Raw genomic sequence first — 22,750 nt, forward strand, 5'->3', positions numbered from 1 at the left:
CGACGACGTGGTGGACGCCGAGATCGTCGACGACGACAAGCCCAAGGGTGGTGCAGCGTGACGGAGGAGACCCCGGGTTTCGAGCAGGAGCCCGACGTCCCCGCCGAGCCGGGCAAGCCGGGCGAGCAGCCCGGTGACGCGGCGCAGGCCTCCGAGGCCGCCGAGGAGGCGGCCCCGGAGGCGGCCCCCGGGGCTTCCGGGGACGCCGAGGGCGCGGCGGCACTGACCGCCCAGCTCGACCAGACCCGTACCGCGCTGAACGAGCGCACCCAGGACCTGCAGCGGCTCCAGGCGGAGTTCTCCAACTACCGCCGCCGGGTCGAGCGGGACCGGGTGGCGGTCAAGGAGGTCGCGATCGCCAACGTGCTCACCGAGCTGCTGCCGGTGCTCGACGACATCGGCCGCGCCCGGGACCACGGCGAACTGGTCGGCGGCTTCAAGTCGGTGGCCGAGTCGCTGGAGACGGTCGTGGCGAAGATGGGCCTGCAGCAGTTCGGCAAGGAGGGCGAGGCCTTCGACCCGACGGTGCACGAGGCCCTGATGCACTCGTACTCGCCCGACGTCACCGAGACGACGTGCGTGCAGATCCTGCAGCCCGGGTATCGCATCGGCGAGCGCACCATCCGGCCCGCGCGGGTCGGCGTAGCCGAGCCCCAGCCGGGCGCGCAGCCCGGCAAGGGCGAGGACCAGCAGGCGGAGACGGCAGCTGATGAGGAGAGCGGTGGCCCCGAGCAGGGCTGACGCGAGGGAAGACCGGGAGGAGGGACGCCGGGGATGAGCACCAAGGACTTCGTGGAGAAGGACTACTACAAGGTCCTCGGCGTCCCCAAGGACGCCACCGAGGCGGAGATCAAGAAGGCGTACCGGAAGCTCGCCCGCGAGTTCCACCCGGACGCCAACAAGGGCGACGCCCGGGCCGAGGAGCGCTTCAAGGAGGTCTCCGAGGCCCATGACGTCCTGGGCGATCCCAAGCGCCGCAAGGAGTACGACGAGGCCCGCGCGCTCTTCGGCGCCGGCGGTTTCCGCGCCGGCCCGGGGGCGGGCGGCCCCGGCGGCTTCAACTTCGACCTGGGCGACCTCTTCGGGGGTGCCCAGGGCGGCGGCGCCCCCGGGGCGGGCGGCTTCGGCGGCGGCCTCGGGGACGTCTTCGGCGGGCTGTTCGGCCGGGGCGGCGGCGCGGGCACGCGCACCCAGCCGCGCCGCGGCCAGGACATCGAGTCCGAGGTGACGCTCAGCTTCACCGAGGCGGTGGACGGGGCCACGGTCCCGCTGCGGATGTCCAGCTCGGCGGCGTGCAAGGCATGCGCGGGCACCGGCGACAAGAACGGCACCCCCAGGGTCTGCCCCACCTGCGTCGGCACCGGCCAGGTCAGCCGCGGCGGCGGGGGCGGGTTCTCGCTCACCGACCCGTGCGTGGACTGCAAGGGCCGGGGCCTGATCGCCCAGGACCCGTGCGAGGTCTGCAAGGGCAGCGGCCGGGCCACCAGCTCGCGCACCATGCAGGTCCGCATCCCCGCCGGAGTCTCCGACGGCCAGCGCATCCGGCTGCGGGGCAAGGGCGCGCCGGGCGAGCGCGGTGGCCCGAACGGCGATCTGTACGTCGTGGTGCACGTCGAGCCGCACCCGGTGTTCGGCCGCAAGGACGACAACCTGACCGTCACCGTGCCCGTCACCTTCACGGAGGCGGCGCTCGGCGGCGAGATCAAGGTGCCCACCCTGGGCGGCCCACCGGTCACCCTGAGGCTTCCGGCCGGCACGCCGAGCGGCCGGACGATGCGCGCCCGCGGAAAAGGGGCGGTGCGCAAGGATGGCACCAGGGGCGACCTGTTGGTCACCATGGAGGTGACGGTCCCGAGGGAACTGAGCGACAAGGCGAGGGACCTGCTGGAGTCCTACCGTGACGCGACCGCGGGCGAGGACCCGCGGGCGGCGCTGTTCAAGGCCGCGAAGGGAGAATGACCGATATGGACGGCTACGGCCGCGGACGACAGGGCCAGGGACGGGGGCGCGCCAACCCGTACGAGCTGACGGACGAGTCACCGGTCTACGTCATCTCCGTGGCGGCACAGCTCTCCGGGCTCCACCCGCAGACACTGCGGCAGTACGACCGGCTCGGTCTCGTCTCCCCCGACCGCACCGCCGGGCGCGGCCGCCGTTACTCGGCGCGTGACATCCAGCTCCTGCGCCAGGTGCAGCGGCTGTCGCAGGACGAGGGCATCAACCTCGCGGGCATCAAGCGCATCATCGAGCTGGAGAACCAGGTCGCGGCCCTGCAGGCCAAGGTGGCCGAGCTCCAGCAGGCGGTGGAGGGGGCCGCGGTGGCCATGCGCCAGCGTGAGGCTCAGGTGCACGCCTCCTACCGCCGCGACCTGGTGCCCTACCACGACGTGCGGCAGTCCAGCGCGCTGGTGGTCTGGCGGCCTCAGCGCTCCGCCGACTGACCTTCACTCCGCGGTGTGCCGGGGCACGCCCCCGGCGCCCCCGCGGCCGGCTTCCGGCGGGGGCCCGGTGAGGGCCGTCCGGCGTACACATGCGTCCGTCCGGGGCCGCCCGAACGGACGCCTCGCGCCACCCGTCCGGCGGTGTGCGGATGGCATGCCGGCGTGGGAGGGGCGCAGCGTGAGGGCATGGACAGGATACGTGCCGTCATAGCCGCGTTCGTGACCGTCACGACCTCCGCCGCGCTGCTGGGGGCCGCTCCCCTGGGCGTCCCCGTGGTCGATCCGGTGCCCGGTGCCGCGGCCGTTCGCACAACGGCCGACGGGGCCGGCGCCCCCCGGGCCCCCTGGCCCGGCGGTACGGTGCGGACCGTCGGGAAGCTCATCGGGACCTATCCGGACGGGCAGCTGCTGGCCTGCTCCGGCGCCGTCGTGGACGCCCCCAACGGAAGCGTCGTCGTCACCGCCGCCCACTGCGTCCACAACCCCGGCGAGGCCCGCTGGAAGCAGGCCTGGTTCGTCCCCGCCTACGACCGCCACGGCACCGCGAACGCCGCCCGGGCCGGCTGGCGGGTGGAGTCGGTGCACCTGGAGTCCGCCTGGAAGCGGGGGAAGCTGCCGCAGGCCCTGCCGTACGACTACGCCTTCCTGAAGGTGGAGAGGAAGGACGGGCGGACGCTCCAGGAGACGGTCGGCGCCAACCGCCTGGACTTCGAGCCCGTCGAGCCGGCCGAGCGCACCACGGCCCTCGGCTACCCGGCCACCGAGCCGTACGACGGCGAGACGCTCGCCCACTGCGCGGGCACGCCCACCCTGCTGACCGAGCGGGACACCCGGCAGCCGAACGTGGGCGGGCTGCTGCTGGAGTCCTGCGACCTGACCCAGGGGTCCAGCGGCGGGCCGTGGCTGCGTGACTACGACGCCGCGAGCCAGTCCGGCACGGTGGTGGCCGTGATGTCGGTCGGCGACGACCGGGGCCGGGTGCTGGGCCGTCCCTTCCCGGCCGAGGCGCGCCGGCTGCTCCGGGCGGCGGGCGGTTCCCGCGGCTGAGCCGCGCAGGAGCCGCGCCCGGCCTCCGGTCCCGACCGGGCCCCACGAGCCGACGCCGTCCCGCCCGATGTGCGACCGGGCGGGGCGGCGTCCTGCCGTACGCGGGCGCGGGCGCGGGCGGCGGGGCACCGGGTGCGGGCCGGACGGGGCAGAGGGGTAGGGGGCAGAGGGCTCGGACAGGTCAGAGGGGCCGGACGGTGCCCATCGCCCGGTCCAGGGCGATCTCGATCAGCACACGTTCCGGATTGGGCGCGGGGGTGCGTCCGTACCGCTCGGCGTAGCGGGCGACCGCGTCCGCGACCGCGTCGGCGTCGGCGCGCACCGAGGCGGTGCCCTCCAGGGTGGCCCAGCGCCCCCGGTCCACCTGGCAGACGGCGGCCCGGGCCCCTCCGGGGCGGTCCGCGGCGGCCAGGACGTTGGCGACCTTGGTGCTGGTGCGGCGGGTGATGACCCGCGCCAGACCGGCCCCGGGATCGTAGGTGACCCCGACGGGCACCACATGGGGAGTGCCGTCGGGCCGGAGCGTGGTCAGGGTGCACAGATGCCGCTCCCGCCAGAAGGCGAGGTACGCGTCGTCCGGGTGCCTTGGGTCCCGCCGGGATTCACTGGCCATGCTCCGGAAACTATCCCGGCGGCACTCCCGTTCGCGCCTTGAGTGGAATAGACTCAACTTACTGCATGTTGATGTGTGCAGAATTGGCGACAGGAGGAGGAGCACGCACCCGTGGACGCCGAGCTGACCAACAGGAGCCGGGACGCGATCAGCGCGGCCAACAACCGCGCCCTCACCGGGGGCCACCCCGACATCACCCCGGCACATCTGCTGCTGGCCCTGCTGGAGGGCCAGGACAACGAGAACATCCAGGACCTGCTCGCGGCGGCCGACGCCGACCAGGCCGCCCTGCGCTCGGCCGCCGAGCGGCTGCTGGGCTCGCTGCCCAGCGTGCAGGGCTCCACCGTCGCCAAGCCGCAGCCCGACCGCGACCTGATGGCCGTCCTCGCCGACGCCTCCCGGCGGGCGAAGGAGCTGGGCGACGCCTACGTCTCCACCGAGCACCTGCTCATCGGCCTGGCGGCCAGGGGCGGCCAGACCGGCGGGCTGCTCACCGAGCAGGGGGCCACCGCCGAGAAGCTGCTCACCGCCTTCGAGACCGCCCGCGGCGGCCAGCGCGTCACCACCGCCGACCCCGAGGGCACCTACAAGGCACTGGAGAAGTTCGGCACCGACCTGACCGCCGCGGCCCGCGAGGGCCGGCTCGACCCCGTCATCGGCCGCGACCAGGAGATCCGCCGCGTGGTACAGGTGCTCTCGCGGCGCACCAAGAACAACCCCGTCCTCATCGGAGAGCCCGGCGTCGGCAAGACGGCGGTCGTCGAGGGCCTGGCGCAGCGGATCGTCAAGGGCGACGTCCCCGAGTCCCTGAAGAACAAGCGCCTGGTCGCCCTCGACCTGGGCGCGATGGTGGCCGGGGCCAAGTACCGCGGCGAGTTCGAGGAGCGCCTCAAGGCCGTCCTGGGCGAGATCAAGTCCAGCGACGGGCGGATCATCACCTTCATCGACGAGCTGCACACCGTCGTCGGCGCGGGCGCCGGCGGCGACTCGGCGATGGACGCGGGCAACATGCTCAAGCCCATGCTGGCCCGCGGCGAGCTGCGCATGGTCGGCGCCACCACGCTGGACGAGTACCGCGAGCGGATCGAGAAGGACCCGGCCCTGGAGCGCCGCTTCCAGCAGGTGCTGGTCGCCGAACCCACCGTCGAGGACACCATCGCCATCCTGCGCGGCCTCAAGGGCCGCTACGAGGCGCACCACAAGGTCCAGATCGCCGACGGCGCGCTGGTGGCCGCCGCCGCCCTCTCCGACCGCTACATCACCTCCCGCTTCCTGCCGGACAAGGCCATCGACCTGGTCGACGAGGCCGCCTCCCGGCTGCGCATGGAGATCGACTCCTCGCCCGTGGAGATCGACGAGCTCCAGCGCGCCGTGGACCGGCTGAAGATGGAGGAGCTGGCGCTGGCGGGCGAGAGCGACGAGAGCTCCCGGGAGCGACTGGAGCGGCTGCGCCGCGAACTGGCCGACCGCGAGGAGGAGCTGCGGGGGCTGACCGCCCGCTGGGAGAAGGAGAAGCAGGGCCTCAACCGCGTCGGCGAGCTGAAGGAGAGGCTCGACGAGGTGCGCGGCCAGGCCGAGCGCGCCCAGCGCGACGGCGACTTCGAGACCGCCTCCAAGCTGCTGTACGGCGAGATCCCCACCCTGGAGCGCGAGCTGGAGGAGGCCTCGGCCGCCGAGCAGGAGCAGGAGTCGAGCAAGGACACCATGGTCAAGGAGGAGGTCGGCTCGGACGACATCGCCGACGTCGTCGCCTCCTGGACCGGCATCCCCGCCGGGCGGCTGCTGGAGGGCGAGACGAAGAAGCTGCTGCGCATGGAGGAGGAGCTGGGCCGGCGGCTGATCGGCCAGGGCGAGGCCGTGCGCGCCGTCTCCGACGCCGTGCGCCGCTCCCGCGCCGGGGTCGCCGACCCCGACCGGCCCACGGGATCGTTCATGTTCCTCGGCCCCACCGGCGTCGGCAAGACCGAGCTGGCCAAGGCGCTCGCCGACTTCCTCTTCGACGACGAGCGGGCCATGGTCCGCATCGACATGAGCGAGTACGGCGAGAAGCACTCGGTCGCCCGGCTGGTCGGCGCGCCCCCCGGCTACGTCGGCTACGAGGAGGGCGGCCAGCTCACCGAGGCCGTGCGGCGGCGCCCGTACACCGTGGTGCTGCTGGACGAGGTGGAGAAGGCACACCACGAGGTCTTCGACATCCTGCTCCAGGTGCTCGACGACGGGCGGCTGACCGACGGGCAGGGACGGACGGTGGACTTCCGCAACACCATCCTCGTCCTCACCTCCAACCTCGGCAGCCAGTTCCTGATGGACCCCCTCTCCAAGGAGGAGGAGAAGCGGGAGAAGGTCATGGCGAGCGTCCGCTCCGCCTTCCGGCCGGAGTTCCTCAACCGGCTGGACGACCTGGTGGTCTTCTCCGCGCTCAGCGGCGAGGAGCTGCGCAGCATCGCCCGGCTCCAGATCGGCGCTCTCTCCCGGCGCCTGTCCGACCGCCGCCTCACCCTCGACGTCTCCGACGCCGCGCTGGACTGGCTGGCGGTCGAGGGCAACGACCCGGCCTACGGCGCCCGGCCGCTGCGCCGCCTGGTCCAGACGGCCATCGGCGACCGGCTCGCCCGCGCGATCCTGGCCGGTGAGGTCCGCGACGGCGACACCGTCCGCGTGGACGTCGGCCTGGAGGAGGAGGGCCTGACCGTCGCCCCGGTGCGGTGACGGCGCGGTGAGGAGGCGGCGGGTCCGCGCCACGGGGCCCGCCGCACCGCCCGGGGCCCTCACGGCCCCGGGCGTCCGCCCGGCGGGCGGACGCGTCAGTCCGACGGGCGAGCGGCGAGGCCCGGGCTTGCCAGGACGGGGCCGGGGTGGGGGAGGATGGCAGGAATCGTATGAAGGGAAATCCACGGTGACTATCGACCCGTCCTCGATCCCGAACTTCGGGGGCCAGCAGCCCGAACAGCAGCCGACGGGGCCTGCCGGGCCCGTCATCCCGGACCAGGACCTGGTCAAGCAGCTCCTCGACCAGATGGAGCTGAAGTACGTCGTCGACGACGAGGGTGACCTCGCGGCGCCGTGGGAGGAGTTCCGCACCTACTTCATGTTCCGCGGCGAGAAGGAGCAGCAGGTCTTCTCCGTCCGGACGTTCTACGACCGTCCCCACTCCATCGAGGACAAGACCCGCCTGCTGGAGCTGATCGACGACTGGAACCGCCGCACCCTGTGGCCGAAGGTCTACAGCCACACGCACGACGACGGCACGGTCCGCCTGATCGGCGAGGCCCAGATGCTGGTCGGCGTCGGCGTCTCGCTGGAGCACTTCGTCTCCAGCACGGTGAGCTGGATCCGCGCCTCGGTCGAGTTCGACCGCTGGCTCGTGGAGCAGCTCGGCCTGGCCAAGGACGTCGAGGAGTCCGACGGTGAGGGTGAGGGCTGATCTCTCCGCCCCCCACACGAGGCCCCGCGCGGCCCCGGTGCACGGAACGCCTCGCGTCCGCCGCGCCGGGGCCGCCGCGCGTCCGGCCTACCCGTGCGCGTTCCCGTGCCCGCGCGCCGTGCGCACGGCGTACACCAGACAGACGACGGCCCCCGCCACGAGGGCGAGCACCACGGGATTGACGAACAGCGGCACGATGTCGACCTCCGTACCGTCCTCCCAGCGGCAGACCGTGGACAGCGGGAACGCGTCCTGCGAGATCGAGTCCGGACGTGCGGTCGGCGGCTTCCCCGCATCCACGGCACAGGCCTCGCCCGTCTTCGTGAACCCGGAGAACGCGCCCCACCCGTAGCACAGCAGGGCCGCGCAGTAGCAGAGCGCGGCCCCCAGGGCCCACTGCCAGGTCCTGTACAGCCGGACGGGATGGTGGTCCGGGTCCGCGTACCGCACGCAGTTCATGACGGTGACGAGCAGGCCGAGGATCGCCGCGAAGATCAGCGCCTCGGCCATCAGGAGGCGGACCGGGTGCGGACCGGGTCCGGGGCCGGGCTCAGCGCGCCCAGGCGCTCCACCGCCTCCCGCAGCACCTCCTCGCGCTTGCAGAACGCGAAGCGCACGAAGTGCGCGCCTTGCGCCGCGTGGTCGTAGAAGACCGCGTTGGGCACGGCGACGACGCCGCAGCGCTCGGGCAGGGCGCGGCAGAAGGCCACACCGTCGCTCTCGCCCAGGGGGCGGATGTCGGTGGTGACGAAGTACGTGCCGGCGGGGCGGAAGACCTTGAAGCCCGCCCGGTCCAGGCCGTCCGCGAGCAGGTCCCGCTTGGCGCGCAGGTCCTCGCGCAGCCCGGTGTAGTACGAGTCCGGCAGGGCGAGCGCCTCGGCGACCGCGTACTGGAAGGGGCCGGCCGAGACGTAGGTGAGGTACTGCTTGGCCGAGCGCACCGCCGACACCAGCTCCGGCGTGCCCGTCACCCAGCCGACCTTCCAGCCGGTGAAGGAGAAGGTCTTGCCGGCGGAGGAGATGGAGACGGTGCGCTCGCGCATCCCCGGCAGGGAGGCGATGGGGATGTGCTCGCCGTCGAAGACCAGGTGCTCGTAGACCTCGTCGGTGACCACCAGCAGGTCCCGCTCCACCGCCAGCGCGGCGATCTCCGTCAGCTCCTCGCGGGTGAGGACGGTGCCGGTGGGGTTGTGCGGGGTGTTCAGCAGGATCAGCCGGGTGCGGCCGGTGACGGCGTCGCGCAGCTCGTCCAGGTCCAGGCGGTACGCCGGCCCGGGCCCGGGTGAGGGCCGCAGGGTGACGGGGACGCGGGTGCCGCCGGCCATGGCGACGCAGGCCGCGTAGGAGTCGTAGTACGGCTCCAGCGCGATCACCTCGTCGCCCGGCTCCACCAGGGCCAGCAGGGCGGCGGCGATCGCCTCGGTGGCCCCGGCGGTGACCAGGACCTCGGCGCCGGGGTCGTACTCCAGGTCGTGGAAGCGCCGCTGGTGGACGGCGATCGCGTCGCGCAGCTCGGGGACGCCGGGGCCGGGCGGGTACTGGTTGCCGCGGCCCTCCCGCAGGGCGCGCACGGCGGCCTCGCGGACCTGTTCGGGCCCGTCGGTGTCGGGGAAGCCCTGGCCCAGGTTGATCGATCCGGTCCGGACGGCCAGCGCCGACATCTCGGCGAAGACCGTCGTGCCGAATCCGGCCAGGCGGCGGTTGAGCAGCGGTCGTCCGGTGGAGGTCATGGCGGTCATCCTCCGCCCGGCACCCGGCTTCCTCAACTCCCCCCGCCCGTGCTTTGCTGCGGATGTCGTGACGGCGGCCCCGGTGGGGGCGCGGGAGAGGGGTGTCGTGGTGGGGTGGTTGGTCGGCGGTCTCGCCGTGTTCATGGTGCTGCTGGTCGTGGCGGTGGTCGTTCCGGCCCTGCGCGGCGGGCGCCGGACGGCCGGGGGCCGGCGGGGCGGTTCGTCCGGCGGCGGTGACAGCGGTTGGTGGGGAGACGGTGGTTCGGACGGCGGCTCGGGCGACTCGGGCGGCGGGTGCGGTGGAGGGGGCGGAGGGGACTGAGCGGCGCCGGGCCCGTCCGATGACGGCCCGAAGCTCTGGACTTCCTCAACTCGGCTTTGACGCGGGCGGCGCGGGGGGATCGTGACTTCAGACCCGTACGGGGGATGTGCGGGCACGGGGGACACGAGGGGACATGAGGGGGATGCCATGACGGTTTCTGTCATCGTCTGCATGGCTTTGGTCCTGGTGCTGGCCGTGGTGGCGGTCGGCGCGGTCACGAGAAGGGGCCGCCGCGTCCGGCGGAGCACCGGCGGGGGAGCCTCGGGGGCGTGGCTCGGCGCCGGCGTCGGTTGGCACGGCGGTGGACACGGCAGTGGGTACGGCGGTGGCGGCGGGTGCGGCGGGGGATGCGGAGGCGGCTGACGCTGTTCACCCGTACGGCGGTTGCAGTTCAGCGGGGAGAACATCTGACCTGCTAGGCCCCCGCTGGTATGGAGAACAGGCGAAGGTGAGTAAAAAGCCTGTAGGAGCCGCACATTCCGTGGTTCGGTGACTGGTGTACCCGGACTTCACGTGGGCGCGAGCCGGCGGCAGGCAGCATCCCTGCCCCCTCTTCGGGGCCCTGTTCCAGGGGGCTGAGCCGGCCCGCCCTCACTGCGTTGCGGAGCCGACCCATGCTCACCGATCTCAAGACCCCGTACACCGACACCCGCGCCGGTGACCTCGCCTGGGCGCTCGGGCGCGACCCCATGCCGGCCCTGGCGAAGCTGGACCTCGAACTTGAGGGAACGGCCGTCCAGTTGAGACTTCTCGGCGCTTCACACCAGGTGCTGCTCGCGGACGAGGGCGGCATCTTCTGCTCGGAGACCGTGGCGTGCATCCCCGGCAGCAGGACACCGCTGCCGCTGGGGGTGTCGAAACGGATGGACGACTGGGAGTACGCGTTCGCGGCACGCGTCGAGACGCTCTCCGACCGCTCCTTCGCGGGGCGTGCCCAGGAGTTGCTCGCGCTCGTCGCGGACCACCCGCACGGGCTGGCCGGCACCTTTCCCGGCAGCCCGAACGCCTTCACCGCCCTGCTGGTCCAGCGGCGCGGCTTCCAGACGCACTGGCGGACCTGGCACGCCTACCCGCAGGAGCGGCGGCTCGTCGTGACCCACACCAGGGTGGGTGCGCGCGTGCGGGAACCGGAGCGGGTGGGCGTGTGATCCCGGCGCTGCCCGTGCAGGGCGTACGCGGGTGCGCGCCGCGCGCCCCCGCCGGGACGTACGCGCCGCACACGGAATCAAGGAGTGTCGGCTCGCGCGCATGTGCGGTTCATTGCACCTGTGTGGGTGACAGGCCTCGCGGGAGGCGTCCCGTAGCGTTCCCGGCATGATCGAAATGCCCGCTTCCGTACCGGCGGGGGCGTCGGGGCCCGCGCCACCGCGGGAGGAGCCGCCGCGGGCCCCGTCGCAGGCGGCACCGCAGGAGCAGGAGCAGGCGCGGGAACAGGAGCGGCCGCAGGAACTCGCACGGCTGCCCGTACCGCCCGGGGCCGGGCGCTTCCTCGTCCTCGCCACGGTCTTCGTCTGCGCCGCCTGCGGTCTCGTCTATGAACTCGAACTCGTCGCCCTCGGCTCCCATCTGGCCGGCGACTCCGTCACCCACACCTCCGTCGTGCTGTCGGTGATGGTCTTCGCCATGGGCCTGGGATCGCTGCTCGCCAAACGGCTGCGCACCCGCGCCGCGGCCGGGTTCGGGATCGTCGAGGCGCTGCTGGCGCTGGTCGGCGGAGGCTCGGCGATGGCGCTGTACGCCTACTTCGCCTGGGTCGGCGGCTCGGTGGCGGTGCTGATCGGCTTCTCGCTGGTCATCGGGGTCCTCATCGGCGCCGAGATGCCGCTGCTGATGACCCTCATCCAGCGGATCCGGAAACAGGACGCCGGCGGCGCGGTCGCCGACCTGTTCGCCGCGGACTACGTGGGCGCCCTCGTCGGCGGGCTCGCCTTCCCCTTCCTGCTCCTCCCGCTGATGGGCCAGCTCCCCGGAGCCCTGGCGGTCGGGACGGTGAACGCCGTCGCGGGCGGCGTGCTGGTGCTGTGGCTGTTCCGCGGCGACCTGTCGCCCCGCTCGCGCCGCGTCCTGCTGCTCGTCAACGCACTGGTGGTGGCACTGCTGGTCACCGGGGTCGCCGTCGTCGACTCCTTCGAGCAGGCCGCGCGCCGGGCGGTGTACGGCGGCGAGGTGCGGACGGTGCGGAACACCGCCGTGCAGGAGATCGTGCTCACCGAGGGCGTCCGGCACTCCGGCGCAAGCGAGCCGGCCGGTTTCGGGATGTTCCTCGACGGCCGGCTGCGGGTGTGCGGCGTGGACGAGCGGCGCTACCACGAGGCGCTGGTCCACCCCGCGATGGCGGCCGGCCCGCACGGCAGGGTGCTGGTCCTGGGCGGCGGTGACGGACTGGCCCTGCGCGAGGTGCTGCGCCATCCGGGGGTGGAGTCGGTGACGGTGGTGGAACTCGACCCCGGTGTCGTGGAACTGGCCCGCACCGACCCGGTGCTCGGCCGCCTCAACCGCCGTTCGCTGGACGACCCGCGGGTGCGGGTGGAGACGGGGGACGCCTTCGACTGGCTGCGCTCCCGGCCGGACTCCGGCCGGCCGCCGTACGACGTGATCGTCTCCGATCTGCCCGACCCCGGCGCCTCGGACAGCTCCCGGCTGTACTCGCAGGAGTTCTTCGGGCTGGCCGCGCGGGCGCTGTCGGAGCGGGGGCGGCTGGCGGTGCACGCGGGACCGGCCGGGGAAAGCCCCCGTACGTACTGGACGGTGGAGGCCACACTGCGGACCGCGGGTCTGCGCACCGCCCCCTACACGGTGGACGGGCGGCTGTCCGGCCTGACCGCCGGCTCCGACCGTCCGCGGGGGCGCGACGGTACGGCCGCGGAAGGCCGGGACGGGCCCGGCGACGGGCCCGGCGACTGGGGCTTCGTGCTGGCGGCACACGGCACTCCGCCGCCGCTCGCCCTCGGGCCGGAGGGTCCGGCCCCGCACGCCTTCGGCGCGGCGGATCTGCGCCGCGCCGCGGCCCGCGCGGAGCAGAACCGTATCGCCGGCCTGCGGCCCTCCACCTTGACGCACCCCCGCTACCGGGACTGAGACGCGTCCGGCGGGAGGAATCCGGCACGCGGGGGCGAGGGGCGAGCGGAGTACGACGTGCCGACGCCCGTACGGAGCGGGCACTGGCGGGGGAGGTACTGGGTAGGCTCCGCCCCATGGAGCATGAGGTGTACGTTCCGTTCACTGCCGCGGCCGTGCGGGCGGCGCTCGCCGAGCCGGAGCGCGCCGTGCGCTGTGTGCCGGGGCTCCAGCCCGACGGCCTGGAACCCGAGACCCCCGACGCGGTGCCCGGCGGGGCCGGCGCGGTCGTCCGGGGACGGCTGCGGGTGCGGATCGGCGGCTCAAGCATCACGTACCGCGGCAGCCTGCGCCTGACGTACGACGAGGGCGGCGAGGACGGTGTCTGCACGGTCAGCGGAGAGGGCGCCGAGGCCCGGGGCGACGGCTCGGTGGAGCTGTCCCTGACGATCGTGCCGCGCCCGGCCGACGACGGCGAGGGCACCGTGCTCCGCTGCACCGGGAAGCTGCGCGGTGACGGCCGGATCACGGAGTTCGAGGAGAAGCAGCGGTCCGCCGCCGGCCGCCGGCTGCTGGACCGCTTCGGCGGTGAACTGGCCGCCGGCATGGCGGCCGACCCGGTCTCCCCGGCGGACGCCGCCGGTACGGTCGCCGCACCCGGCGGGATCGGCGAGCCCGACGACAACGAGCCCGTGATCCCGGGCATCCCCGCGCCCGAGACGCCCGGTTCGGCGGACGCCAGGAACGGCGCGGACGCCGGGAACGGCAGAGGTCCCGGAGGCGCCGGAAGCACCGAGGGAGCGGGAGGGCCGGAGGGACCCGGCGGCCCGGACGCGCCGGGCGCCCCGGACGAAGAGGCCCGGGCCGGGGGGGTCTTCGACGTCGAGGTTCCGCCCTCCTCGCTCGACCCGTCGAGCGGGGACGGTTTCGGCGGGGAGTTCGAGGGCGGCGGTCTGGGCGACGACCTCGTCGACGAACTGGACGAGGAGTCGCGTTCCGCCGCCGAGGCGGCCCACGCCCGCCGGACGATGATCGGGCGCAGCGCCGAGGAGGTCGACCACGCCCCGCCTCGCGGCCGCTACGCCCCCGTGCCCCCGCCGGAGGAGGTCTCCCCGGCCGTGGCGGTGCTGCGCTGGGCCGCTCCGGCGGCGGCGCTGGCGGTGGCCTCGGCGGTCGTGGTGGGCCGCGTGCTGCGACGGCGGCGCTGAAGATCGCGGTTACCGCCGGCTCTCGCGGTTATGGTCATGGACGTGACTGTCCATGACCTCCAAGACACAGACAGCGGAGTCCGTCTGCGAGCCGGCGGCACCGAGGTGACCGTCGACCCGGCGCACGGCTGCCGGATCTCCTCCCTGCGCATCGACGGTACGGAGGTGCTGAGGCAGGGGTCGCGGTACGGCGCGTTCGTGATGGTGCCCTGGTGCGGGCGGACCCGGCAGGGGCGGTTCCTCAACGGCGGCGAGCGGTACCAGCTCCCCGTGACCGCCGGGGAGCACGCCATCCACGGCACCGTGCGGGCCGCTCCCTGGCACACGGTCCGCAGCGACGAGCGGACCGCGTCCTTCCACCGTGACCTCACCGATCCCTGGCCCTGGCCGGGCCGGGTGACGCAGGTGGTGGAGCTGGCCGAGGACGGCGGCGGCCTCACCCTCACCCTGGGAGTGGAGACGGCCGGGGACTCCTTCCCCGCGCAGGCCGGCTGGCACCCCTGGTTCCTGCGCAACCTCGGGCAGGGCGGGCAGGACGTGGAGCTGGACTTCGCCCCCGCCTGGCAGGAGGAGCGGGGTGGGGACCACATCCCCACAGGCCGCCGTATCGAGCCGCGTCCGGGCCCCTGGGACGACTGCTTCGGCATGCCGGACGGGGTGGACGTGACGCTGACCTGGCCGGGTGAGCTGGAGCTGAAGGTCACCAGCCGCGCCGAGTGGGTGGTCGTCTACGACGAGCAGCCCGAGGCCGTCTGTGTGGAGCCGCAGACCGGCCCGCCCGACGGGCTCAACTCCCACCCCCGCCTGGTCACGCCCATCGATCCGCTGGAGGTCTCCACGGTCTGGTCGTGGCGCAGGCCGGCGTAGATACGGGGCAGGGCCGGGCGGGACCGGGGTGAGGGGAGCGGCGCGGGGCTGGCTTAGGCTCATCGGCATGAGCGACGCGCGCGAGAAGCTTCTGCAGCAGATCAAGGAAAAGGCCGTGGTCCACGGCAGGGTGACTCTCTCCTCCGGCAAGGAGGCCGACTACTACGTGGACCTCCGCCGTATCACCCTGGACGCCGAGGCGGCTCCGCTGGTCGGGCAGGTGCTGCTCGATCTGACCGCCGACGTCGAGTACGACGCGGTGGGCGGCCTGACCCTCGGCGCCGACCCGGTGGCCGCCGCGATGCTGCACGCCGCCGCCGCACGTGGCCGGAAGCTGGACGCGTTCGTCGTCCGCAAGGCGGGCAAGGCCCATGGCCTCCAGCGCCGGATCGAGGGACCGGACGTGGCCGGCCGCCGGGTGCTGGCGGTCGAGGACACCTCCACCACGGGCGGCTCGGTCCTCACGGCGGTCGAGGCGCTGCGTGAGGCCGGCGCGGAGGTCGTGGGCGTGGCGGTCATCGTCGAGCGCGGTGCGGCCCCGGCGATCGAGAGGGCGGGGCTGCCGTACTACCAGGCGTACGGACTGGAGGACCTGGACCTTTCCTGATTCTCGCCTCGCCTCGCCAGTCCGGTTCAGGTTCCCGGTCCCGGTTCCCGCCCCACGCAAACCTCGCGGGGCAACCGGAGAGGTCCGTGAGAGTCACTGTTTCACGTGAAACGGTGACTCCCTGTGGCCCGGCCGGCGGTGCGGGGACGGCCCCGGCCGCTCTCCGGGCGGCTCTCAGTCGGCCCTGGCCGGGCCGCGGTGGGCGAACCGGTCCCCTCCCGGGGGCTCCCATCCCGTCCCCCGGACGCGGGGGCAGAGCAATCTCACACGTCTGGGAGGATGGGGACGACGATGACGTCGTTCCGTTGACCCACACCAGAGCCGTAGAGCTTCGCAAACCATCAAGGAGCGGACAGATGCCCATCGCAACCCCCGAGGTCTACAACGAGATGCTCGACAGGGCGAAGGCAGGCAGGTTCGCCTACCCCGCCATCAACGTGACCTCGACGCAGACGCTGCACGCCGCGCTGCGCGGCTTCGCCGAGGCGGAGAGCGACGGCATCATCCAGATCTCCACCGGCGGCGCCGAGTTCCTGGGCGGCCAGTACAGCAAGGACATGGTGACCGGTGCGGTCGCGCTGGCCGAGTTCGCGCACATCGTCGCCGAGAAGTACCCGGTCAACATCGCGCTGCACACCGACCACTGCCCCAAGGGCAAGCTGGACGGCTATGTGCGCCCGCTGCTGGAGCTCTCCCGCAAGCGCGTCGAGGCGGGCCTGAACCCGCTGTTCCAGTCCCACATGTGGGACGGTTCGGCCGAGACCCTGGCCGACAACCTGGAGATCGCCCAGGAGCTGCTGGCCGCCGCCGCTGCCGCGAAGATCATCCTTGAGGTCGAGATCACGCCGACCGGCGGCGAGGAGGACGGGGTCAGCCACGAGATCAACGACGAGCTGTACACCACCGTCGACGACGCCATCCGCACCGCCGAGGCCCTGGGCCTGGGCGAGAAGGGCCGCTACCTGCTGGCCGCCTCCTTCGGCAACGTCCACGGCGTCTACAAGCCGGGCAACGTCGTGCTCCGCCCCGAGCTGCTGAAGGACCTCCAGGAGGGCGTGGCCGCCAAGTTCGGCAAGCAGAACCCGTTCGACTTCGTCTTCCACGGCGGCTCCGGCTCCACCGAGCAGGAGATCGCCACCGCACTGGACAACGGTGTGGTGAAGATGAACCTCGACACCGACACCCAGTACGCGTTCACCCGCCCCGTCGCGGACCACATGTTCCGCAACTACGACGGTGTGCTGAAGGTGGACGGCGAGGTCGGCGACAAGAAGACCTACGACCCGCGCAGCTGGGGCAAGCTGGCCGAGAAGAGCATGGCCGAGCGCGTCACCAAGGCGTGCGCCGACCTGCGCTCCACCGGCACCCGCATGAAGTAACACCCGACGAGGCGGCACCCGCAGCACCCGCGTCTCCCCGTACGGTCTCCCCGCCCGGCCGCCCGGGCGGCCGGGCGGGGACTCGGACGGACGCGTGCCCGGTACCCGGCACCCGCCGGGTACCGGGCACGCCGCGTCCCGCCCTGCGCGGCCGCCCCGCGCACGCCGCGCTGCTCTGCGCACGCCGCCCTCCGCACAACGGCGGCGAGCGTGCAGACTGGGGCCATGGCCATTCACGAGAACCTGCTCGGGGGACCGCCCCCGACCCACCTTCCCGACGATCCCGAGCCGCGTGAGCTGCTCGCCTCGGGCACCTCGCCCGCCGAGGTCGCCGCGGAGCACCCGACCTCCTCCCTGGCCTGGGCCCAGCTCGCGGACGACGCCTTCGCGGCCGGACGCACGGTCGAGTCGTACGCGTACGCCCGCACCGGCTACCACCGCGGTCTGGACGCCCTGCGCCGCAGCGGCTGGAAGGGGCACGGCCCGATCCCCTTCGAGCACGAGCCGAACCGGGGCTTCCTGCGTGCCCTGCACGCCCTCGCCCGCGCCGCCCAGGCCATCGGCGAGCAGGAGGAGTACGAGCGCTGCACCACCTTCCTGAAGGAGAGCTCGCCCACCGCGGCGGCGACGCTTTCCTGACGGGAGACACCCTCTGACGGGAGATCCCTCCCGACCGGCCCTTGCCGTCGCCGGGTCCCGAACCGATGATCTGCGGAGAAGGCCCGGCGACCCCGGGCGAGCGCGCGAGGAGAACAGAGAACAGTCATGCCGTCAGAGCCGTCAGAGCCGTCAGAGCCGTCAGAGCCGTCCGGTACGTCACAGCAGACCGAAGCGCGGTCCGGTACCGGCGCCGGAGCCGAGAGCGGTTCGGAGAACCCGAACCTCGACTTCGCGGGCACCACACCGTACGAGGACTACGTCAGGGCGGACGTCCTCACCCACCTCCAGCACCCCCTCTCCGACGACCCCGGAGAGATGTCCTTCCTGGTGACCACACAGGTGATGGAGCTGTGGTTCACCGTCATCGTCCACGAGTGGACGGTCGCCTCCCGGGCGCTGCGCGCGGACGACCCGCGCACCGCGCTGGAGGCGCTCAAGCGCTCGGTGTACGAGATGATCTCGCTCAACGCCTCCTGGGAGCCCCTGGCCCACCTCACCCCGGCGCAGTTCAACGCCTACCGCGGCGCCCTCGGCGAGGGGTCCGGCTTCCAGTCCGCGATGTACCGGCGCATGGAGTTCATGCTCGGGGAGAAGTCCGTGTCCATGCTCGTCCCGCACCGCGGCGCGCCGCGCGTGTACGACGAGCTGGAGAAGGCCCTGCACGAGCCGAGTCTGTACGACGAGGTGCTGCGCCATCTCGCCCGCCGCGGCGAGGACATCCCCGAGGAGGTCACCGGCCGGGACGTCTCGCAGCGGTACGAGCCCCACCCAGCGGTCGAGCAGGTATGGGCACGGATCTACTCCGGCGACCCCGGCAGCGATCTGCTGCGCCTGGGCGAGGCGCTGACCGAGGTGGCCGAGCAGGTCTGGCGCTGGCGCAACGACCATCTGGTGGCCACCCGCCGCGCGATGGGCTCCAAGCAGGGCACCGGCGGCTCCGCGGGTGTGGCCTGGCTGGAGAAGCGCGCCCGCAAGAACGTCTTCCCCGAGCTCTGGACGGCCCGCAGCTATGTCTGACGCAACCGAGAACGCCCCCGGGAACGCCGTGGGGAACGCCGCGGGGGACACAGCACTGCGCGAGGAGGCCGCCGAGCTCGACGCCGCCGACGTCCTGGCCGGCCGACGCGACGCCTTCGTCCTGGAGGACGAGAAGGGCGGGAGCGTCGTCTACCTCGACGGCAACTCCCTGGGCGCGCTGCCCCGTTCCGTGCCCGCACGCGTCGCGGACGTGGTGGAGCGCGAGTGGGGACGGCTGCGGATCCGCTCCTGGACCGAGTCCGGCTGGTGGACCGCGCCCGAGCGGGTCGGCGATCTGATCGCCCCGATCGTCGGCGCCGCGCCCGGCCAGATCGTGGCGGGCGACTCCACCAGCGTCAACGTCCTCAAGGCGGTGGTCGCCGCGATCCGGATGGCCCGCGAGGACAACCCGGCCCGCACCGATCTGCTGGTGGACGCCACCACCTTCCCCACCGACGGCTACATCGCCGCCTCCGCGGCCCGGCTGACCGGCGCCGCGGTCCGCGCGATCCCGCCCGGAGGCATCCCCGGCTCGGTGGGCCCGCGTACCGCCGCCGTGCTGGTCAACCACGTCGACTACCGCACCGGCGAGCTCCACGACCTGCCCGGCATCACCGCCGCCGCCCACGGGGCGGGGGCGTACACGGTGTGGGACCTGTGCCACAGCGCGGGCGCCCTCCCGGTCGGGCTGGACGAGCACGACGTGGACCTGGCCGTCGGCTGCACGTACAAGTACCTCAACGGCGGTCCCGGCGCCCCGGCGTACCTCTACGTCCGCAGCGGTCTCCAGCCGCGCTTCGACTCCCCGCTGCCCGGCTGGCACTCGCACGCCGACCCGTTCGGCATGAGCCACGAGTACGAGCCCGCCGACGGAGCGCCGCGCGGCCGGGTCGGCACGCCGGACATCCTGTCCATGCTGGCGCTGGAGGAGGCGCTGAGGGTCTGGGACGGGGTGGACGTGGCGGCCGTGCGCGCCAAGAGCCTGGCCCTGACGGACTTCTTCCTGCGCTGTGTGGGCGGTTATGTGCCCGCCGGGCGGGTGGAGTCCGTGACCCCGGCCGAGCACGCCCGGCGCGGCAGCCAGATCGCGCTGCGCTGCACGGACGCCGGGGAGGTGATGGCGGAGCTGGTCGCGCGCGGCGTGGTGGGCGACTTCCGCCGCCCGGACGTGCTGCGCTTCGGCTTCACCCCGCTGTACACGTCCTTCGCCGACGCCGAGCTGGCCGCCCGGGTCCTGGGCGAGGTGCTGGCGGAGCGCGATGCCTGAGACGGCGTCCGCGGGTGAGGCGGAGGAGGCGGCGCTGCTGGGCCTGGCCCCGGTGGCGCCGTCCGCCACCGATCGCTACGGCACCCACCCCTCGCAGGTGATCGATCTGTACGGCCCGCCCGGCGCGCCCCTGGTGGCCGTCCTGCACGGCGGCTTCTGGCGGGAGGCGTACGACCGCGTCCATCTGTCCCCGCTCGCCGCCGCGCTGGCCGGCGGGTACGGGCTGCGGGTGGCGCTGGTGGAGTACCGGCGTGTCGGCGGGGGCGGCGGCCGGCCGGGCACCTTCGAGGATGTCGCCGCCGCCCTGGAGCACCTGCGCGGGGTGGGGGAGCTGCGGGCGCTGGCCGGGCACTCGGCGGGCGGCCACCTCGCCCTGTGGGCGGCCTCCCGGGGCCTGGCGCGGTGCCCGGTGGTCGCCGTCGCCCCGGTCGCCGATCTCGCCCGCGCCCAAGAGCTGGGCCTGAGCGGCGGCGCGGTGGCCGAACTGCTGGGCGGTGAGGAGCATCTCGCGGCCCGGCTGCCGGAGGCCGACCCGATGCTGCTGCCGCCGCCGGATCCGAAGACGGCTCCCGTGGTGCTGCTGCACGGCACCGAGGACGCGGACGTGCCCGTCGAGCTGTCCCGCCGCTACGCCGCCGCCCGGCCCGCCGTCCGGCTCGCCGAGCTGCCCGGCACCGGCCACTACGCGCCCGTCACCCCGGGCACGGCCGCCTTCGGGCTGCCGGCGCGGGAGCTGGCGCGGTACGCGGGCGTGAGGCACCCGGGCGCGTAGTACCTGAGACGGACCTTTGAGGATGCGACCGCGGGCGGACGACCCCGGCGCCCGCGGTCCCTAGTGTCGTGACCGTGACCGACACCATGAACACCGCCGCGACGAAGACGGCGGGGACGAAGACGGCGGCTGCCAAGGCGGCCGGCGGCTCCCGGCAGCCCACCGAGCTGCGGATGGCCCGCGACGCCCTGCACGACCTGCGCGCGGACCTGCTGACCGGATCCTTCGCCTTCCGGCCGCTGCCCCCACTGCCCGAGGACCACCGCCTGCTGCGCCCGCTGCCCGCCGCCCTGCGCGGCCCGGCCCGCCGGCTGCCGCACCTGGCCCTGGTGGGCCTGGCGCTGCTGCTGATGTTCGTCGAGGCCGTCAACTCCTACTCCAGCGAAGGCGGTTTCGTCCGGGCGCTCTTCCTCGGCGTGCCGCTGATCGTGCTGCTCTTCCGGCCGATCGGTGCCTTCTGGCTGTCGCTGGGCGGCATGCTCTTCACGGCGGCCGTCGCCCCGGGCGCCTGGGTCGCCTGGCCCTGGACGGGCGTCTCCTTCGTGGCGCACCTGGTGGTGATGCTGGGCGTCGCCGCCCGCACCCGTCCGCGGATCTCGCTCCACATGTGGCTGCTGACCGCACTGGCCGGCGGGCTCGCCGCCGCGACGGACCCCTACCGGGGGGCCGCGGTCGCCTTCGCCATGGCGGTGGTCTCGGGGATCGCCCTCACGCTGCTGCTTGCCGTGCGCGGCTGGCGCGACTCGCGTCGGCAGGTCGTCGAGCAGGTCGCGGTGGTGGAGGAGGAGCGGTCCCGGCGCACCCTGCTGGAGGAGCGCACCACCATCGCCCGCGAGCTGCACGACGTGGTGGCCCACCACATGTCGGTGGTCGCCATCCAGGCCGAGGCGGCCCCCTACCGCGTCCAGGACCCGCCCGAGGAACTGGTGGCGGCACTGGCCACCATCCGCCAGAACGCGGTGACGGCCCTGACCGAACTGCGCCGCGTCCTGGGCGTCGTCCGCGCCGACCTGCCGGGTGACCTGGACGACTGGGGTCCGGAGGCGCCGCAGCCCACCCTCGCCGACCTCGACGGCCTGCTGGAGAACGTACGCCGGGCCGGGCTGGAGGTGGAGTCGGTGACCACCGGGAGGCCGCGGCCGCTGCCGCAGGGCGTGGAGCTGTCCGCGTACCGCATCGTGCAGGAGGCGCTGAGCAACGCCCTGCGCCACGCGCCCGGCGCGAGCGCCCGGGTGGAGCTGGGCCACGTACCGGTCGGGCTCGGCCTGCGGATCGTCAACGGGCCGCCCGACGGGCCGGTGAGGGCGTCCGGGGGGTCCGGGCACGGACTGATGGGGATGCGGGAGCGCGCGGCGATGCTCGGAGGCGAGCTGACGGCCGAGGAGACCGGGGACGGCGGCTTCGCGGTGGAGGCGTTCCTGCCGGTGGAGCACGAGGCCGTACCGGATGCCGCACCGGGCTCCGCATCGCACGCCGTACCGGGCACAGCGCCGGACGCCGCACCGGACGCCGCGCCGGGGGTCGTGCTCCGCAAGGACGCACCGTGATCCGGGTGGTGATCACCGACGACCAGATGATGGTCCGCGAGGGCTTCTCCGTCCTGCTGAACGCCCAGCCGGACATGGAGGTCGTCGGCGAGGCGGTCAACGGGGGCGAGGCCGTGGAAGCGGTCGCCCGGCTGGAACCGGACGTCGTGCTGATGGACATCCGCATGCCCGTGGTCAACGGGCTGGAGGCCACCCGCGAGATCTGCGCCTCCGGCTCGGCCGCCAGGGTGCTGATCCTGACCACCTACGACCTGGACGAGTACGTCTACCAGGCGCTGCGCGCCGGGGCGAGCGGCTTCCTGCTCAAGGACGCCTCCGCCGGCCAACTGGCCGACGGGGTGCGGACGGTGGCGGCCGGGGAGGCGCTGCTCGCGCCGACGGTCACCCGGCGGCTGATCGCGGAGTTCTCCCGGCTCTCGGCCGCCGACGGCCCGCGCGCCCCGCTCAGGGAGCGCATCGGGGACCTGACCGAGCGCGAGACGCAGGTGCTCGCGCTCGTCGCCCGGGGCCTGTCCAACGGTGAGATCGCCGACCGGCTCGTCGTCGCCGAGTCCACCGTGAAGACGCACGTCAGCCGGGTGCTGGTCAAGCTGGGACTGCGCGACCGCACCCAGGCGGCCGTCTTCGCCTACGAGTCGGGGCTCGTCGTCCCCGGAGGCTGACGCGTCCGGCCAGGACCCGGGGCGTTCCCGGCCCCCGGGGCGGTGGAACCGGTCACGGATCGGTTGCCGTCGTCCCCGGCGTGCGTTCGCACCTCTATTGTCGACGGACGAGGTGAACGGGGAGGAGCCG

At 73.7% G+C, this 22,750-nt stretch carries 22 protein-coding genes; 19 read left to right on the plus strand and 3 right to left on the minus strand.

Going from position 1 to position 22,750, the window contains the following annotated elements; genetic code table 11:
• Nucleotides 1-57: 57 nt before the first annotated feature.
• The 4 genes from grpE to IQ279_RS20550 all read left to right on the plus strand — a co-directional run bounded on the left by grpE (nt 58) and on the right by IQ279_RS20550 (nt 3,488).
• Nucleotides 58-741, plus strand: coding sequence for a nucleotide exchange factor GrpE (gene grpE / locus IQ279_RS20535; protein WP_206350333.1), 684 nt, complete (start codon nt 58-60; stop codon nt 739-741).
• Between the two features lie 33 nt (nt 742-774).
• The gene (gene dnaJ / locus IQ279_RS20540; protein WP_206350335.1) at nt 775-1,959 is read left to right on the plus strand and encodes a molecular chaperone DnaJ; all 1,185 of its coding nucleotides are present in this window, start codon (nt 775-777) and stop codon (nt 1,957-1,959) included.
• A 5-nt stretch (nt 1,960-1,964) separates the two neighbouring features.
• Entirely contained in the window at nt 1,965-2,441 is a 477-nt protein-coding gene (locus tag IQ279_RS20545; RefSeq protein ID WP_093852620.1) for a heat shock protein transcriptional repressor HspR, read from the plus strand.
• A 186-nt stretch (nt 2,442-2,627) separates the two neighbouring features.
• Nucleotides 2,628-3,488, plus strand: a complete 861-nt coding sequence (locus tag IQ279_RS20550; protein ID WP_206350337.1) for a trypsin-like serine peptidase — start codon at nt 2,628-2,630, stop codon at nt 3,486-3,488.
• Nucleotides 3,489-3,669: 181 nt separating this feature from the next.
• On the opposite strand, the gene IQ279_RS20555 is transcribed toward IQ279_RS20550, so the two are convergent.
• A complete protein-coding gene (locus tag IQ279_RS20555) occupies nt 3,670-4,101 on the minus strand; it encodes a pyridoxamine 5'-phosphate oxidase family protein (RefSeq protein WP_206350339.1) in 432 nt (143 codons plus the stop codon).
• 111 nt (nt 4,102-4,212) lie between these two features.
• Between IQ279_RS20555 and clpB the strand changes: the two genes are divergently transcribed.
• Both clpB and IQ279_RS20565 read left to right on the plus strand, forming a co-directional pair.
• Nucleotides 4,213-6,810 carry an ATP-dependent chaperone ClpB gene (gene clpB / locus IQ279_RS20560; protein WP_206350341.1) on the plus strand — a complete coding sequence of 866 codons (2,598 nt, stop codon included), beginning with the start codon at nt 4,213-4,215 and terminating at the stop codon, nt 6,808-6,810.
• Between the two features lie 187 nt (nt 6,811-6,997).
• Nucleotides 6,998-7,525 carry a YbjN domain-containing protein gene (locus IQ279_RS20565; protein ID WP_206350342.1) on the plus strand — a complete coding sequence of 176 codons (528 nt, stop codon included), beginning with the start codon at nt 6,998-7,000 and terminating at the stop codon, nt 7,523-7,525.
• 87 nt (nt 7,526-7,612) lie between these two features.
• Here IQ279_RS20565 and IQ279_RS20570 read toward each other — a convergent pair whose 3' ends face one another.
• On the minus strand, nt 7,613-8,035 hold the full coding sequence (locus tag IQ279_RS20570; RefSeq protein ID WP_206350343.1) for a hypothetical protein: 423 nt from the start codon (nt 8,033-8,035) through the stop codon (nt 7,613-7,615).
• Nucleotides 8,035-9,264 carry a pyridoxal phosphate-dependent aminotransferase gene (locus IQ279_RS20575; protein ID WP_206350344.1) on the minus strand — a complete coding sequence of 410 codons (1,230 nt, stop codon included), beginning with the start codon at nt 9,262-9,264 and terminating at the stop codon, nt 8,035-8,037. The genes IQ279_RS20570 and IQ279_RS20575 overlap by 1 nt, the downstream gene beginning before the upstream one ends.
• 97 nt (nt 9,265-9,361) lie before the next feature.
• On the opposite strand from IQ279_RS20575, the gene IQ279_RS20580 reads away from it, so the two are divergent.
• The 13 genes from IQ279_RS20580 to IQ279_RS20640 all read left to right on the plus strand — a co-directional run bounded on the left by IQ279_RS20580 (nt 9,362) and on the right by IQ279_RS20640 (nt 22,620).
• A complete protein-coding gene (locus tag IQ279_RS20580) occupies nt 9,362-9,577 on the plus strand; it encodes a hypothetical protein (RefSeq protein WP_206350345.1) in 216 nt (71 codons plus the stop codon).
• Nucleotides 9,578-10,191: 614 nt separating this feature from the next.
• Nucleotides 10,192-10,725, plus strand: a complete 534-nt coding sequence (locus IQ279_RS20585) for a DUF2617 family protein (RefSeq protein ID WP_206350346.1) — start codon at nt 10,192-10,194, stop codon at nt 10,723-10,725.
• 166 nt (nt 10,726-10,891) lie between these two features.
• Entirely contained in the window at nt 10,892-12,655 is a 1,764-nt protein-coding gene (locus IQ279_RS20590; protein WP_206350347.1) for a polyamine aminopropyltransferase, read from the plus strand.
• A 116-nt stretch (nt 12,656-12,771) separates the two neighbouring features.
• A complete protein-coding gene (locus tag IQ279_RS20595; protein WP_206350348.1) occupies nt 12,772-13,842 on the plus strand; it encodes an SRPBCC family protein in 1,071 nt (356 codons plus the stop codon).
• 42 nt (nt 13,843-13,884) lie between these two features.
• Nucleotides 13,885-14,709, plus strand: coding sequence for an aldose epimerase family protein (locus IQ279_RS20600; protein ID WP_307792456.1), 825 nt, complete (start codon nt 13,885-13,887; stop codon nt 14,707-14,709).
• A gap of 67 nt (nt 14,710-14,776) precedes the next feature.
• Nucleotides 14,777-15,316 (plus strand): orotate phosphoribosyltransferase, encoded by a 540-nt coding sequence (gene pyrE / locus IQ279_RS20605; RefSeq protein WP_206350351.1) that lies wholly within the window; start codon nt 14,777-14,779, stop codon nt 15,314-15,316.
• Nucleotides 15,317-15,672: 356 nt separating this feature from the next.
• Nucleotides 15,673-16,695: a class II fructose-bisphosphate aldolase gene (gene fbaA / locus IQ279_RS20610; protein WP_206350353.1), complete on the plus strand. Its 1,023-nt coding sequence runs from the start codon at nt 15,673-15,675 to the stop codon at nt 16,693-16,695.
• A 225-nt stretch (nt 16,696-16,920) separates the two neighbouring features.
• Complete coding sequence (locus tag IQ279_RS20615; RefSeq protein ID WP_206350355.1) at nt 16,921-17,334, plus strand: DUF3151 domain-containing protein; 414 nt, start codon at nt 16,921-16,923, stop codon at nt 17,332-17,334.
• Between the two features lie 126 nt (nt 17,335-17,460).
• Entirely contained in the window at nt 17,461-18,372 is a 912-nt protein-coding gene (locus IQ279_RS20620) for a tryptophan 2,3-dioxygenase family protein (RefSeq protein WP_206350356.1), read from the plus strand.
• Entirely contained in the window at nt 18,365-19,639 is a 1,275-nt protein-coding gene (kynU, locus tag IQ279_RS20625) for a kynureninase (RefSeq protein ID WP_206350357.1), read from the plus strand. Before IQ279_RS20620 ends, kynU begins: the two co-directional genes overlap by 8 nt.
• Nucleotides 19,632-20,411 carry an alpha/beta hydrolase family protein gene (locus IQ279_RS20630; RefSeq protein ID WP_206350358.1) on the plus strand — a complete coding sequence of 260 codons (780 nt, stop codon included), beginning with the start codon at nt 19,632-19,634 and terminating at the stop codon, nt 20,409-20,411. Before kynU ends, IQ279_RS20630 begins: the two co-directional genes overlap by 8 nt.
• 86 nt (nt 20,412-20,497) lie before the next feature.
• Nucleotides 20,498-21,958, plus strand: coding sequence for a sensor histidine kinase (locus IQ279_RS20635; RefSeq protein WP_443742677.1), 1,461 nt, complete (start codon nt 20,498-20,500; stop codon nt 21,956-21,958).
• Entirely contained in the window at nt 21,955-22,620 is a 666-nt protein-coding gene (locus tag IQ279_RS20640) for a response regulator (protein WP_206350359.1), read from the plus strand. Before IQ279_RS20635 ends, IQ279_RS20640 begins: the two co-directional genes overlap by 4 nt.
• Nucleotides 22,621-22,750 lie beyond the last annotated feature (130 nt).

The organism is Streptomyces verrucosisporus (genome assembly GCF_017114865.1).
Lineage (GTDB): Bacteria > Actinomycetota > Actinomycetes > Streptomycetales > Streptomycetaceae > Streptomyces > Streptomyces fenghuangensis.